Raw genomic sequence first — 14,069 nt, forward strand, 5'->3', positions numbered from 1 at the left:
GGGCAACGATTCATCCTGGAGTCAGTCTTTCCGAACGATAGACGCCGGTATACCTGAAGCCATCGGCTGTGGTGATTTCGAGGAGTGGCCCTCGCCACACCGGGGGACGACCGGCGGGCGAATCTTCGGGGCCGCTCGGTAACAAAATGGTATGCACCGAACCAGTGCAACTTGATTGGTGTGACACGATGTAATCAATGTTGTGCCGGTGGCGCGGTTACGGACGAAACAGGACGAGGATACCGCCGAGGATACCACTGGTGACGAGAAGTGCACTCTTCCGAGCGACCGGTGCGAGAAGTTCGCGGTCGATACTCGCAGCGAGGAGAACCTTCACGAGGATACTCGCGGCAGTCCCTGCCAGCACTCCAATGACGGCGGTCGAACTCTCGATTTGGCCGCCACTGTAGAGGGTAACTGCAGTCGTCACGACTGACCCACTCGAAACTAGCCCCCCGAGGAAACTGGTCACGACGAACCCTGTCGCGCCGAAGTACTGCTGTGCCGCCGCGGAGACCAGAAGCACCACGAGGAAGAAGACGCCGAACCGGAGGGCGCTTTCGAGACTAAACGGCGACTCGAAGGCTACGTCGAGGTCGACGCCCCACTCCCGGGAGTGCAGTGCGTAGCTGACACCGACGAGCGCGACGAGTCCGAGGGGGACGCCGACTTCCCACGCGATATCGGGGACGAACACGACGATGAGAGCGAGGTTCCGGACGGCCATCGCGGCGTCGGCCATCAGAATCGCGCCGACGGCGAGCGGCCGAATCGACGGATTTCGTCTCGCCCGCCCCGAGATTTCGCCGATGACGGCGGTCGAGTTGACGAGTCCGCCGAAGAAGCCGGTGATTGCGATGCCTCGCTCTCCGTACCGCCTGATGATGACGTAGTTGAGAAAGCCGATGGCGCTCACGGCCACGACGAGAAGCCAGACCGTCTGCGGACTGACTGCATTCCACGGCCCAATTGGTCCCTCCGGAAGCAAGGGGAAGACGACGAACGCGATGATGGCCAACTCGATTGCGCTCCGGACTTCGTCCGAGGTCAATCGGTGTGCGAATCCGTGGAGTTCCCGCCGGAGCACCAACAGGAGCGACGACGTGAGTGCGACGACGACGCCCTCGATGAGGTAGCCGCTCACCACCGCAGCACCGACCGCGTAGGCGACGAGAAGCGACGTCGACGTGGTAAGCGATAGACTCGCTTCTTTGTCGCCGGTTCTTTCCGAGTCGTCCGTCTCAAGGAGACCCGTTTCCGTTCCGAAGTTGTCTGCCTCGGAGTCGTCCGCCTCGGAATCATCATCAGAATCTTCCCTCCCGAAATCGCCGTGCGCCACGCTTCGTTCGACGATACCACGACCCCCGAGGAGCACCGCCTGCACGACCACCAGCACCCCGCCGATTGCGAGGAGAGTGTCGCTCCCAATGGCCACCGCAACGCCGCCGAGGAGACTCGTCAGTGTGAACGTCCGCATTCCGGCGCTCTTTCTCGACCGCTCGCGTTCCAACCCGAGGAACATTCCGAGCGCCGCTGCGAGGAACAACCGGGCGACGATGGGGTCGATTGACTCGAATACCCCCTGCATCACGACACGTCCGGGGAACGAACTCGCGGGTGGCTACGGTGGGCCATACTATGTATGACATTTGTTGTCACAGGATAAAAAGACGAACCCGGTTACGGGGTTGGGGTTTGGATTGCTCGTAGCTGTGTTTGGGAGGAGGTTGAATGTCGTGTTGGGTTCTGTCATACCCTCTTTGCTCGCATGAACGTTGCCCCCTGTCTCGCGTACACAACTTCACAGTCCGAGTGACACGCACAGCGGTCGCTTGGAAGGTAGTTCAGTAGAGAAATGCTCGGTCAGGGATTGTGAACTCCGTGAGACGCTCGTCTCGCGTGCTCACGCTCACTTCGTTCGCGTGAACCTCACTCGCAGCGAAGCTGCTCGCTGGTTCAAATCCCCTGTCTCGCATACACTCTCACAGAACCGAGAGACACAGAGGTCTCTCGAAGGTTAGTGTTCGAGAGAAATGCTCGGTCAGGGATTTGAACCCTGGTCCTCGGCTCGAAAGGCCAAGATGATTGGCCGGACTACACCAACCGAGCTTCTGCATTCACGAGTGGTAGTTGGATTATTTTAAGGGTTGCGTTCCGAGTCGAGTGAGTGAGAGGAACCCACTCACGATGAGTGGTTACTCGCCGGTGAATTCAGGGTCGCGGTCGCTCGTGAACGCGGCGATACCTTCCATCAGGTCTGCCGTGGTAAAGAGCAGGCCGAAGCCCTGCGCCTCGATTTCGAGACCGGCGTCGGTGTTCTCCCAGCCATTGTGCATCGCGCGCTTGGTGTAGCGCTGTGCAATCGGCGGACCTTGGGCGAACTTCTTGGCGTACTCGAAGGCGCGCTCCTCGAAGTCCTCGTTTTCGACGACCTCGTTGATGAAGCCGTAGTCGGCCATCGTCTCGGCGTCGTAGCGCTCGGCGCTGAAGATAATCTCCTTCGCGCGGCCGGTGCCGACGATGCGCTGCAGACGGACGGTGCCGCCCCAGCCGGGGATGAGACCGAGGTCGTGCTCGGGCTGGCCGAGTTTCGACCGCTCCGTAGCGATTCGGAGGTCGGCGCACGTCGCGAGTTCCATCCCACCGCCGAGACAGAAGCCGTCGATACCGGCGATGACGGGCTTGTCCATGTCTTCGAGCTTTCCGAACGTCTGTTGGCCCTTCCGAGAAATTTCGACACCGGAGACGGCGTCGCCGCCACCCGCGGCGATGCTCGTCACGTCAGCACCGGCGGAGAAGGCGCGTTCGCCAGCACCCGTGAGGAGGATAGCGCGCACCTCGTCGTCGTCTTCGAGCACGTCGAGTGCGTCCGAGAGTTCGTCCATCAGTTCGGTGCTGATGGTGTTGAGGCGGTGCGGGCGGTCGAGCGTGATGTGGCCGATTCCCTCGCGAACGTCGACTGCGACGTTGTCGAATTCGAGACCGCCCTCGTCTTCCTCGTCGCCGCCGTGGAAGCCCTCGCCGAACTCGGCGAGTTCGCGGAGGTACTCGACGACTTCGTAGCGCTCCTCACCGGTCTCTTCGTGCAGTTCGTCGAGCGTTTCGACGAGTGTTGGGATGTCGGCCTCGTCGGCCATCTTCGCCGGGCCGTCGGGGAAGCCAGCGCCGAGCATGACCGCGCGGTCGATTGCATCGGGGTCGGCGACCTCGTTTTCGACGAGTCCGGCGACTTCGTTCGCCATGAGCGCGAGCAGGCGGTTTTTGATTTTCTCGCTCCCCTCGCCGTGAGGAATCTGTGCGCCCTCGCCATCCTCGTAGTCGTAGAAGCCCTTGCCGGTCTTCTTCCCGAGGTTCTTCTCTTCGACCTTCTCGGAGAGCAGCGGGCACGGTGCGTAGGCGTCACCGAGCACGTCGTGCATGTATTCGAGGACGTGGTAGCCCACGTCGACACCGACCTGGTCTGCGAGTTCGAAGCTTCCCATCGGAAGTCCGAGGTCGTACTTCGTCGTGGAATCGACTTCGGCGATGGTTGCGTCGCCCGCGTGGACCGTCCACGCCGCCTCGTTCATCAGTGGGACGAGGATGCGGTTCACGATGAATCCGGGGCTGTCCTTGCGGACGCGGACGGGCGTCTTGCCCATCTCCTCTGCGAGGTCCTCGATAACGTCGAGCGTCTCGTCGTCGGTGTGTGCGCCGGAGATGACCTCGACGAGGTCCATGCGAACCGGCGGGTTGAAAAAGTGCATGCCGCAGAAGCGCTCGGGGCGCTCTGTCACTTCGGAGAGTTCCGTGATGGAAAGGCTGGAGGTGTTCGTCGCGAAGATGGTGTGGTCTGGGGCGTGTTCCTCCAGTTCGGCGTACACCTCCTTCTTGATGGACATCTTCTCGGGGACGGCCTCGATGACCACGTCCGTGTCGGAAACGGCCTCACCGAGGTCGACGACGGCCGTAACACGGTCGAGTGCGGCGTCGGCGTCTTCCTGCGAGAGTCGGTCTTTCTCGGCGAGTTTGTTGAGCGACCACTCGATTTGGTCGTAGCCCTTCTGGACGAACTCTTCTTTGATGTCGCGCAGGACGACGTTGTATCCGGCGAGGGCGGCGACTTCCGCGATGCCGTGGCCCATGTTGCCCGCTCCGAGAACGGTGATGGTGTTGATTTCGTCTACCTTCATGGACGAACGTTACAGTGTGCATCGGTTTCAACGTTTCCCTCCCTCGAAAAATAAACTCAACTTAAATTTATTCCTGAACCCAATCGTGGACGGCGAAACCGACGAACACGATGTTGACAGTTAGTCGACACCCCGTCAGAGAGGCAGTCAGTCGACGCTTCGCCAGAGGTAGAGACTCGCGTAACTTCGATACGGAGTCCACCGCTCTGCTCGTTCGCGCATCTCACCTCTGGAGACAGCGTCCTCGTCGAACCCGAAGACGTGTTCCATTCCGCGACGAATCCCGAGGTCCTCGACCGGGAATACGTCCTCACGCGCGAGCACGAAGATAAGAAACATCTTGGCGGTCCAAACGCCGACGCCGCGAATCTCGGTCAGGGCGTCGATGACCTCGTCGTCGTCCATCGCGTGGAGTGACTCGGTCGAGAGACCATCTTGGAATGCGTCGGCGGCATTGCGAACGTAGCCGACTTTCTGACTGGAGAGGCCGCAGTCGCGTAAGACGGTCTCGTCGGCAGCGAGTATCCCTTCCGGCGTGGCTTCGACGCGGTCGAACAGTCGGTTTCGAATCGTCTCCGCGGCGGTCGTGGAGAGTTGCTGGTTGACGATAGAGATGACCAGTTGCTCGAAGGGGTCGCTCGCGGGGTCGAGTGTCAGTGGTCCGTGGTCCTCGACGACGCTGCCGAGGTTCGGGTCGGTTCGGAGTTCACGATACGCATCGTCACTCATCGGTTCGACGTTCGGCTGTCGGGGAGAAAAGTTCGCGTATTGAAGGTATCCGCTGCGCGTCGATTCTTACTCTTCGAGCAACTCCTCTTCTTCGTTCTCTCCGCCCCGGTCGGCGTTGGCACGGCGACGCACGTCCACGCGGTAGTGTTCGAGGATGTCACGACCGAGAAGCAGCGGGTAGTCCATGTGCGAGCGGTCTTCGACGCTGGCGGTCACGGTGTGCTGGGTGCCGCCGATACCGATAACGAGGTCGACGACCGGACGTGCCTTGCCGGTCTTGAGGCTGCCGGACTTCACGCGCGTCATGCTCTTAATCGGCCCAGCGCCGATTTCGGCGGCGAGGCTCGTGTCGATGCTCGTCCGAGTCGCACCCGTGTCGGACTTGGCGAGGGTCTGTTGCGAACCGCTCGTCCCGTTGACGACGACCTCTTCGATGTAGCCGATGATGGGTGCTTCGCCGTCGACGAGGGGCGACTCGTTGGGTGCGCACGAGGGGGTCGAGTCGTCGAGCGTGGCCGACAGTTCTTCGACGCGCGTTTCGTCGACTTCGCCACCGGCGCGTTCGATAGCGAGTTGAGCGATGTACGGTGCGGGGCTTGTGCCCGTCGCCTGATAGAGACCCTTGAATCCTGCCGTCGGGTTCGCTTCGAGGACGAACCAGCCATCGTCGCCTTCGACGAGGTCGACACCGACGTAGTCCATGTCCATCACTTCCGCGGCGTAGAGGGCGGTCTCCTTCGCTTCTTCGGGCATCTCGTCAGTTGCGTCGAGTACGTCACCGCCGAGGGCGACGTTCGTCCGCCAGTCGCCTTCCGGCGCGTAGCGGTACATCGCGCCGATAACGTCGCCGTCGACGATGTAGACGCGGAGGTCGCGGTGGCGGTCGTTGTCGCGGTCGATGAGTTTCTGGAGGAACGCCTGTCGATTGCCCACCTTCGGGTTCACGGGTTCGGTCAGGTCTACTTTCCATGTCCCACCACCGTGCGTACCGATTGCGGACTTGTAGACGCCCACCTCGCCGAAGCGCTCTCGGTCCTGGTTCAGTCGGTCGTTCGAGAGCGCGAGTAGGGCGTCGGGGACCTTGATGTTCCAGTTGGCGAGCGTCGCGGCCGTAGCGAACTTGTGAATCGCCGCGAGCACTGCATCAGGCTCGTTAAGCATCGGTCGGATGCGGTTGAACGTCGTCGCGAGGCCGAGCAACTCCGCAGGCTCTTCTGTGTTCGACAGGAGCAGTCGATTCGCAATGATGTCCACCTCAGGTTCGACTGTCACCTCGCCGTCTTCGATGCTGACCGCCGCGTTTTCGCGGCGAAGCCAGACTGGTTCGTGGCCGAGGTCTTCGACCGCGTTGAGGATTGCCTTCGTCTCCTTGCTGTTGTGCAGGGAAAGCACTCCGACGCGTACCGTGTCGTTTGTGGTGGACATACTACCTTGATGCGAGGCGACTTTCAAAGCTATGACGGTTGAAACGTGCGTCTACGCGAGTATGGCTTAGTCGAGATGAATGTCTGTGATTCAGTGATGATGCGGTGCCATACTTCGACGCGGAGGGTCCTCGCAGTCGGGTGACTGTTTATAACCCCGGCAGCCCCATCGGTTCACATGGCCGACAACGAGGCCTTCACCTACAACGGGGGGAAGGTCGAACCGGGTAAAACGCAAGATATCCGGTACGGCATCTCGGAGACGTATCTCGGTGACCCGGTTCGAATCCCTGTTACCATCATCAACGGGGAGCAAGCGGGGCCGACCGTCTTCCTCTCTGCTGCTGCCCACGGCGACGAACTGAACGGCATCGAAGTCGTTCGTGAAGTGGCCTACGAGTGGGACCTTTCTGACCTCGCCGGGACACTCGTCTGCATGCCGGTGTTGAACGTTCCCGGATTCCTCGCCCAACAGCGATATCTCCCAATCTACGACCGCGACCTGAACCGGTCGTTCCCGGGGTCGGAAACGTCGACCGGGGCGAAGCGAATGGCACACCGCATCTACCAGAACTTCATCGAACCCTGCGACTTCGGCATCGACTTCCACACGTCGACGCGGGGGCGAACCAACATGCTCCACGTCCGCGCCGACATGTCGGACGATGCCGTCGCCCGCCTCGCAAAAGCGTTCGGCTCGCACGTCATCATCGACAGTTCAGGGTCCGACGGAATGCTCCGAACTGAGGCGGCTAAGAGCGGGACACCTGCAATCACTGTCGAGATGGGCGAAGCCCACCGGTTCCAACGTGAACTCATCGACGAGGCGCTGGCTGGCGTCGAGAGCGTCTTCGCCGAGTACGGGCTTCGTGAAACCTCGACCGTCAACTGGCCGGGGTGGCGGACCGTCATCTCCGACGAAAACGAGAAAACGTGGCTCCGTGCCGACGCGGGCGGCATCGTCGACATGCATCACGACCGCGGCGCACTCGTCCACGAGGGCGACCGTATCTGCACGATTACCAACCCATTCAAAGACGACAACGTCACCGTCGTAGCTCCCTTCACGGGGGTTCTCGTCGGTGTTCTCGAAAACCCGGTCGTCTACCCCGGCAATCCGATTTGCCACCTCGTCGAACTGAAAGACAAGGTTCGACGCGTCGTTGAGCGCGAGCAGTCCACCTCGTTCGAAACACCGGGTTGAGTGGGTACGACGTAGGGTTAGGAACCCGGCGTCCGGCGATTTTTGCCAACCTTGATGATACATCATACACGTAAGTTCTATACCCTCCCCGTCCCGACCCTCACAAGAGCATGAGTCAGTCTTACAATCGGGGCCTCATTGAGGACTTCAGCCGATGGCGGGAGTTCTCGGCTGGCATGTGGGCCTGGATATTCCACAAGTTCACCGGCTGGGTACTTGTGGGGTACCTCTTTACCCACATCGCCGTGTTGTCGACGGCCCTCTCGGGCGCGGCGATGTACACGAACACGATACAGGCGCTGGAGAGCCTACTCGTCGTGCGTATCCTCGAAGTTGGGCTGCTCGCCGTGGCGGTGTTCCACATCCTCAACGGGCTGCGTCTGTTGTTCGTCGACCTGGGCGTCGGGCTGGAAGCACAGGACAAGAGCTTCTACGCGTCCCTCATCTTGACGGGTGTCATCGTCGTTGCGAGCGTTCCAACCTTCCTCGCAGGAGTGAGCATCTAATGGCAGAACGATACACGTCTTTCGAGCCTGGCGGACGTCGGTGGCTGTGGCAACGCCTCACCGCCGCGTTCCTCGTAGTCGTATTGGCATTCCACTTCTTCCTACTGCACTTCCTCAACCACGCGGACGAAGTGACGTTCGCCCTCTCACAGGGGCGGATGGAGAACCTGACGTACTTCTCGCTGATGATTCTGTTTCTCGTCACCGCGACGTTCCACGGGGTCAACGGCGTCTACAACGCCCTCGTCAATCAGGGCCTCTCAGGCACCCGTAAGACGGCGGTCAAGGCGATTCTCGGCTTCGCGAGTGTCGTCCTCATCGTGCAGGGCGTCCGTACTGCACTCGCGTGGGCCGGAGGTGTTCCCATCTAACCATGAGTACGCAAGTTCCCGACCAAGTCGAAGACGAATCGTCCGCTGAGACGGTCCCTGCCGGAAAACAGAAGCGCGACGCGAAAAAGCGCGAGCGCGCGGAGCGAGTCCAAGAGCAGCGCGAGGCCGAAGCGGCCGAGAAAGCGCGCGCTGCGGACGACACGTACCACCTCAAGGTCTTCCGCTATGACCCCGAGGTGCCGGACAAACAGGAACCCCGCTTCGACGACTTCTACGTCCCGTACAAGCAGGGGATGACGATTCTGGACGCGCTCATGTGGGCGCGTGACCACTACGATTCGTCGCTTACCTTCCGACACTCCTGTCGGCAGGCAATCTGTGGGTCCGACGCGCTGTTCGTCAACGGGTCGCAGCGACTCGGCTGTAAGACGCAGCTTTCGGACCTCTCGGAACCCGTTCGCGTCGAACCGCTCCCGCACGCCGACGTGGTCAAAGACCTCGTCGTCGACATGGAGCACTTCTACGACCAGATGGAAGCGGTCGAGCCGTACTTCCAGACGAACTCGCTTCCGGACGGCGAACTCGAAGAGCAGCGTCAGACGCGCGAGAACCGCGAGAAGGTCAAGATGTCCACGCGTTGCATCTGGTGCAGCGCATGTATGTCCTCGTGTAACATCGCCGCTGGCGACAACGAGTACCTCGGACCCGCGGCCATCAACAAGGCCTACCGCTTTGCGATGGACGAACGCGAGGGCGAGGACATGAAACAGCGTCGTCTCGAAATCCTCGAACAGGAACACGGTGTCTGGCGTTGCCAGACGCAGTTCTCCTGTACGGAGGTGTGCCCGAAGGATATCCCCCTCACCGAGCACATCCAGGAACTCAAGCGCGAAGCGATCAAAAACAACCTGAAGTTCTGGTGAACTTTCTGGTGAAACCCTGAAGTTCGACCAACCCTACGACACACCCAAACACACCATGTACGAACACGACGTTATCGTAGTCGGCGCGGGCGGAGCGGGCCTGCGCGCGGCGATTGCGGCACACGAGGAAGGAGCCGACGTGGCCATCGTGTCGAAGCTCCATCCGGTCCGGAGTCACACGGGCGCGGCGGAGGGTGGTATCAACGCCGCACTCCGCGAAGGCGACTCGTGGGAGGACCACGCGTATGACACGATGAAGGGCTCGGACTATCTCGCCGACGCACCGGCGGCCGAGACCCTCTGTAAGGACAGTCCGAAAGAGACCATCAAACTCGAACACTGGGGAATGGCGTTCTCCCGTGACGACGACGGTCGCGTCAGTCAGCGCCCGTTCGGTGGCCTCTCGTTCCCGCGAACCACCTACGCGGGTGCAGAGACCGGCCACCAGTTGCTCCACACGATGTACGAGCAACTCGTCAAGCGCGGCATCAAGGTCTACGACGAGTGGCACGTAACGCGGCTCGCCGTCTCCGACGAGGAGAACCCCGAAGACCGGACCTGCCACGGTATTGTCGCCTACGACGTCCAGACCGGGACGGTCGAAGGCTTCAGCGCTCGCAACGGCGTCATCCTCGCAACCGGCGGTCTCGGTCAGGTCTACGACCACACGACGAACGCAGTCGCCAACACCGGCGACGGCGTCGCGATGGCCTACCGCGCTGGCGTGCCGATGGAGGACATGGAGTTCATCCAGTTCCACCCGACCACGCTCCCCTCGACCGGTGTCCTCATCACCGAGGGTGTTCGCGGTGAGGGTGGCATTCTCTACAACGAGGACGGCGAGCGCTTCATGTTCGAGTACGGCTACGCGAACAACCTCGGCGAACTCGCCTCTCGTGACGTCGTCGCGCGGGCCGAGTTGACCGAGGTCAACGAAGGTCGCGGCATCGAAGACGAGTACGTCCACCTCGACATGCGTCACCTCGGCGAAGAACGCATCATCGACCGTCTCGAAAACATCATCCACCTTTCGGAGGACTTCGAGGGCGTCAACCCGGTCGAAGCGCCGATGCCGGTCAAACCCGGCCAGCACTACGCGATGGGCGGCATCGAGACCGACGAGAACGGCGAGACGTGTATCACCGGTCTCTACGCGGCTGGCGAGTGTGCGTGTGCCTCCGTCCACGGCGGCAACCGCCTCGGCGGCAACGCACTCCCCGAACTCATCGTCTTCGGAAAGCGCGCTGGTCACCACGCCGCGGGCAAGGACATGGAAGAAGCCCGGATTACGACCGGCAAGGTCGGCGACTACGAGACCGCAGAGGTCGAAAGTCCCGTCCAACTCGGCGAAGCGGGCATCGGCGAAGATGCCGTCGCAGATGGAGGCGCGGCCGCCGACTCCGGCGCGGCCGCCACCGGAACCGACCTCGTTCAGCAGGCCGTCGAAGACGAGCGCGAGACCATCAACCACCTGCTAGAGAAGGAAGACGGCATCCAGCACGCGGAGATTCGCGAGCGCGTCCAGCAGTCGATGACGCAATACGTGAACGTCTTCCGTGAGGAGGAAGGTCTCAAGCAGGCGCTCCGCGACATCCGTGAGGCGCGCGAACTCTATCAGGACGTCTTCGTGGGCGACAAGTCCCGAACGTTCAACACGGACCTGCTTCAGACGCTGGAGACGCGAAACATCCTCGACATCGCCGAAGCCATCACCCTCGGTGCGCTCGCCCGCAACGAGTTCCGCGGTGCTCACTGGCGCAAGGAGTACCAGGAACGTCGCGACGAAGAGTGGCTCAAGCACACGCTGCTCTCGTGGAACGACGGCAAGCCGGAACTCTGGTACAAGCCGGTCATCCTCGAAGGCGAGAGCAAGACGTACGAACCGAAGGTCCGGAGCTACTGAGCTCCCTTCGCTCTATCGTTGGACCTGAAACCACCTTCTTTCGACGCCGACTACCACGAGCGACCGCGCCGAACAGTCGCAAGAGCCCTGTTCGAGATGGCACGACCCACGCAGGTGTTGTTGATGGCGCTTGTGTACACGCGCTCGCAGCCTAACCATCTGGGTCACGGCCTCGTCGATTCGGCGCTTCGACGACAGTCGAAAGTTGGGACCGTCGAGGGGTGCATTTTATCGAATAGATATTCGTTATGAATACAACGATTCGTTCGAATTCGAGTACCTCGTGGTCTCACTCCCGTCGTTCGATATTCGACGATTGTTGTAAGAGAGTTTTATTATCGTCGAAGCAAACTGAACGACAACGACCATGCAACAGACGGTTCCGACTATCGAAGTTCCAGGTGAGCTCGAATCGCCCTCGGCAAAGCTCGTGTATCTGTACCTCACGACACACGACGGAGCATCTATCGACGACATACAGGACGGTCTCGAAATGAAGAAGATTGCACTCTACAGTATTCTCAGCACGCTCAGTAAACGTGGCTTCGTTCGACAAGAAGCCGAACGCTACCACATCGCTCAGTGATTTCTCGGCGAGCGCGCCGCTCGCACTTGTGCGCCCTCACGAACCATATCCTCACAGTTCGGACAGACGCGCGGAGCATCTATGCCGTTCGGCGTGAAGACTCGGGCATACGCGGGCGTCACGAACGAACTACAGTTCTGACATTCCGGCATGGTGTCTAGTATCCTTAATGAATATAACATAAGCTTTCTCCCTACACGAATGCGAGGAGTGCGCCGAGGATGAGAAGTGCGAAGATGAGGAGTGACACCGCAAGCATGAACTTGTCAGTCGCGTTCATACCGGAACGACGTTCCGAATGAAGATAAAACTCTGTCACGTCGGTTGTCTCGGCGAAATTTCCTAATTTTCTCCCGCGATAACGAGGGGGGTAGAACTAAATTCCTCCCCCCCGTCGCTGTTATAACGGTCTGCTATGGAGTACGTGTACGCGATGTCTGGGTTACTCGCCGGACTCCTCCTCGGAGCCATCGCAGTCGTGACTGCGCTCACGTACACGCCATATGGTGCCTCTTTGTTCGACACGGCAATCACGGCGTTGACCGGTATTACGCTCCAACTGGGCAATTTACTCTCGATTTCCGCGCTCACCGCGTTCGCCTTCGAAGGTCTCGCAATGAGTGGTATTCGGTACCCGATTGTCGTCCCGGCGACGTTCGCGTACGTGTTAACTCACGTTACCGTCTACTACTCGTGTCTCCGGATTACTGACCTTCAGGCGGAACCGCTCGACCCCGACATTATCATTAAGCATAATCCGTTTCGCGCACTCATCCTCGGCGTTCCGGGGTCACTGCTCTTGATTCGGGTTCGACCGTCGTCGGGACGGAACTGACCCCCGTTTAGGGAGGATAATTGGCGGTCGTTATCGGATTTTTCGACCAACTGGTTCGGACAATCGCGTCTGACGACGCTATAGTAGCGTTTGCAACTGGTGACACATCCGTTCGTACAGTTCTTCATTGTTGCAAGAATCTTTGGCTCAGCTGATAGTGTGTATTCCCGTCTGCCGGACTCATTCGAACCAGACGAATTACCGACTATCGACGTGCTGCTTCCTGCGTACAAAGAGGGAAACGTAATCCATCAAGCGATTGAATCTATTCAAGGAGCAGACTACCCTCAAGAGTTGATTAATATCAATGTTCTCGTCGAACCCGACGACAGCAACACTAGAGATGCGCTTGAGCGTCTCTCAGGGCCTTACAACGAGATTGTCGTACCCGAAGAGTATCCCGGGGAACCGAACAAACCGAGAGCCCTCAATTACGGGTTCGAACTAACTGACGGTGACCTTGTCGGGGTTATCGATGCTGAAGACGTTGTCGACCCGAAGCTGTTTCTAAAAATCGCTAACGCACTCACTGTAGAGAACTTCGACTATCTACAGGGGAAGCTCGATATGGTAAATGAAGGCGACGGGTGGAGAAATCTGGTTTTCCGTGGTGAGTACGCATTCTGGTTCCGGCTCTTACTTCCAAGCTTCCACTTCGTCGGGTATCCGGTTCCGCTCGGTGGGACGACGAACTTCTTTCACCGACACGTTTTGGAGGAGATTAGCGAACGCCGTCTCGACCAGTATGGGTCCATTTGGGATGACGAAGCACGAGCGTGGCTTACCGAGAACGGTCTTCAGGGTCGTATCCCGTGGGACCCACAAAATGTGACCGAGGACTTCGAACTGGGGATTTTCCTCTGGAAAGAGGGGTACGAAATGACACTCATCGACTCGGTTACCCGTGAGGAATCACCGCTTGCAGCCGACGTTTGGGTCCGGCAACGCACCCGTTGGCAGAAAGGAAAGATATACACGCTCATCCAATACGCCCACCACCCTCCGCAGGGATGGGCTGCAAAGCTCCACGGCTATTTCCAGTCGTTTCTCCCGCACTTAGCGCCGATCAACATTATTGGAATCGTCCTGTTGACCATGATTGCGAACCTGCTTCAGTACACGGTCCCGCTTGCTGTCCGGATCGTTCTGACACTCGGAATCGTGTTCCTCGTCGAACTGTTCTTCTTCCACTCGGGCGGCTACTGGATTGTCTCTGAGGAGGAAATACCTCGACGCACGCTGCGAGCAGTGCTGATTCCACTCGTTGTCCCGCTTTACTGGGTCTTGCTCTGGGGTGCAGAACTTCGCGCGATTAAGCAAGTCTATCTTAAACAACTCCACTGGGAAAAAACGGAACACCACGGCCGAAACAGTTCGAACTAATCGAAACTACAGACTCAATCACAACCACGGACTGACAAACCAGTCGGCTGGTTGCTTCGATTTCCGGGTTTA

General features: G+C 59.7%; 14 protein-coding genes and 1 tRNA gene. 8 read left to right on the forward strand and 7 right to left on the reverse strand.

Features of this window, described 5'->3' with window-relative positions; translation table 11 throughout:
• Window positions 1-217 precede the first annotated feature (217 nt).
• The 5 genes from HFX_RS09390 to HFX_RS09410 form a co-directional block, all read right to left on the reverse strand.
• Window positions 218-1,588: an MgtC/SapB family protein gene (locus tag HFX_RS09390; protein ID WP_004060328.1), complete on the reverse strand. Its 1,371-nt coding sequence runs from the start codon at window positions 1,586-1,588 to the stop codon at window positions 218-220.
• Between the two features lie 446 nt (window positions 1,589-2,034).
• Window positions 2,035-2,109 (reverse strand) — tRNA-Glu (locus tag HFX_RS09395).
• 86 nt (window positions 2,110-2,195) lie between these two features.
• The gene (locus HFX_RS09400; RefSeq protein WP_004060326.1) at window positions 2,196-4,172 is read right to left on the reverse strand and encodes a 3-hydroxyacyl-CoA dehydrogenase/enoyl-CoA hydratase family protein; all 1,977 of its coding nucleotides are present in this window, start codon (window positions 4,170-4,172) and stop codon (window positions 2,196-2,198) included.
• 147 nt (window positions 4,173-4,319) lie between these two features.
• Window positions 4,320-4,901: a DNA-3-methyladenine glycosylase family protein gene (locus HFX_RS09405; protein ID WP_004060324.1), complete on the reverse strand. Its 582-nt coding sequence runs from the start codon at window positions 4,899-4,901 to the stop codon at window positions 4,320-4,322.
• A 66-nt stretch (window positions 4,902-4,967) separates the two neighbouring features.
• Complete coding sequence (locus HFX_RS09410) at window positions 4,968-6,326, reverse strand: putative ATP-dependent zinc protease (RefSeq protein WP_004060322.1); 1,359 nt, start codon at window positions 6,324-6,326, stop codon at window positions 4,968-4,970.
• A gap of 177 nt (window positions 6,327-6,503) precedes the next feature.
• Between HFX_RS09410 and HFX_RS09415 the strand changes: the two genes are divergently transcribed.
• From HFX_RS09415 to HFX_RS09440, 6 genes are all read left to right on the forward strand, one after another.
• Window positions 6,504-7,529 (forward strand): succinylglutamate desuccinylase/aspartoacylase family protein, encoded by a 1,026-nt coding sequence (locus HFX_RS09415; RefSeq protein ID WP_004060320.1) that lies wholly within the window; start codon window positions 6,504-6,506, stop codon window positions 7,527-7,529.
• Between the two features lie 110 nt (window positions 7,530-7,639).
• Window positions 7,640-8,035, forward strand: a complete 396-nt coding sequence (sdhC, locus tag HFX_RS09420; protein WP_004060318.1) for a succinate dehydrogenase, cytochrome b556 subunit — start codon at window positions 7,640-7,642, stop codon at window positions 8,033-8,035.
• Entirely contained in the window at window positions 8,035-8,406 is a 372-nt protein-coding gene (locus tag HFX_RS09425) for a succinate dehydrogenase hydrophobic membrane anchor subunit (RefSeq protein WP_004060316.1), read from the forward strand. Before sdhC ends, HFX_RS09425 begins: the two co-directional genes overlap by 1 nt.
• A 2-nt stretch (window positions 8,407-8,408) precedes the next feature.
• Window positions 8,409-9,290: a succinate dehydrogenase/fumarate reductase iron-sulfur subunit gene (locus HFX_RS09430; RefSeq protein ID WP_004060314.1), complete on the forward strand. Its 882-nt coding sequence runs from the start codon at window positions 8,409-8,411 to the stop codon at window positions 9,288-9,290.
• Window positions 9,291-9,345: 55 nt separating this feature from the next.
• The gene (locus tag HFX_RS09435) at window positions 9,346-11,193 is read left to right on the forward strand and encodes an FAD-binding protein (protein WP_004060312.1); all 1,848 of its coding nucleotides are present in this window, start codon (window positions 9,346-9,348) and stop codon (window positions 11,191-11,193) included.
• Between the two features lie 367 nt (window positions 11,194-11,560).
• Window positions 11,561-11,779: a helix-turn-helix domain-containing protein gene (locus HFX_RS09440; RefSeq protein ID WP_004060310.1), complete on the forward strand. Its 219-nt coding sequence runs from the start codon at window positions 11,561-11,563 to the stop codon at window positions 11,777-11,779.
• Here HFX_RS09440 and HFX_RS20690 read toward each other — a convergent pair.
• Both HFX_RS20690 and HFX_RS20500 read right to left on the reverse strand, forming a co-directional pair.
• Window positions 11,773-11,931, reverse strand: a complete 159-nt coding sequence (locus tag HFX_RS20690; RefSeq protein WP_425497312.1) for a DUF7563 family protein — start codon at window positions 11,929-11,931, stop codon at window positions 11,773-11,775. The two genes, HFX_RS09440 and HFX_RS20690, sit on opposite strands and share 7 nt — an antisense overlap.
• Before the next feature lie 41 nt (window positions 11,932-11,972).
• Entirely contained in the window at window positions 11,973-12,098 is a 126-nt protein-coding gene (locus HFX_RS20500) for a hypothetical protein (RefSeq protein WP_269321948.1), read from the reverse strand.
• 96 nt (window positions 12,099-12,194) lie between these two features.
• Here HFX_RS20500 and HFX_RS09445 point away from each other — a divergent pair, with 96 nt between their 5' ends.
• Complete coding sequence (locus tag HFX_RS09445; RefSeq protein ID WP_004060309.1) at window positions 12,195-12,614, forward strand: hypothetical protein; 420 nt, start codon at window positions 12,195-12,197, stop codon at window positions 12,612-12,614.
• 99 nt (window positions 12,615-12,713) lie between these two features.
• Complete coding sequence (locus HFX_RS09450) at window positions 12,714-13,997, forward strand: glycosyltransferase (protein WP_238547482.1); 1,284 nt, start codon at window positions 12,714-12,716, stop codon at window positions 13,995-13,997.
• Window positions 13,998-14,069: the final 72 nt, after the last annotated feature.

The sequence above is a fragment of the Haloferax mediterranei ATCC 33500 genome (assembly GCF_000306765.2).
Taxonomy (GTDB): Archaea; Halobacteriota; Halobacteria; order Halobacteriales; family Haloferacaceae; genus Haloferax; species Haloferax mediterranei.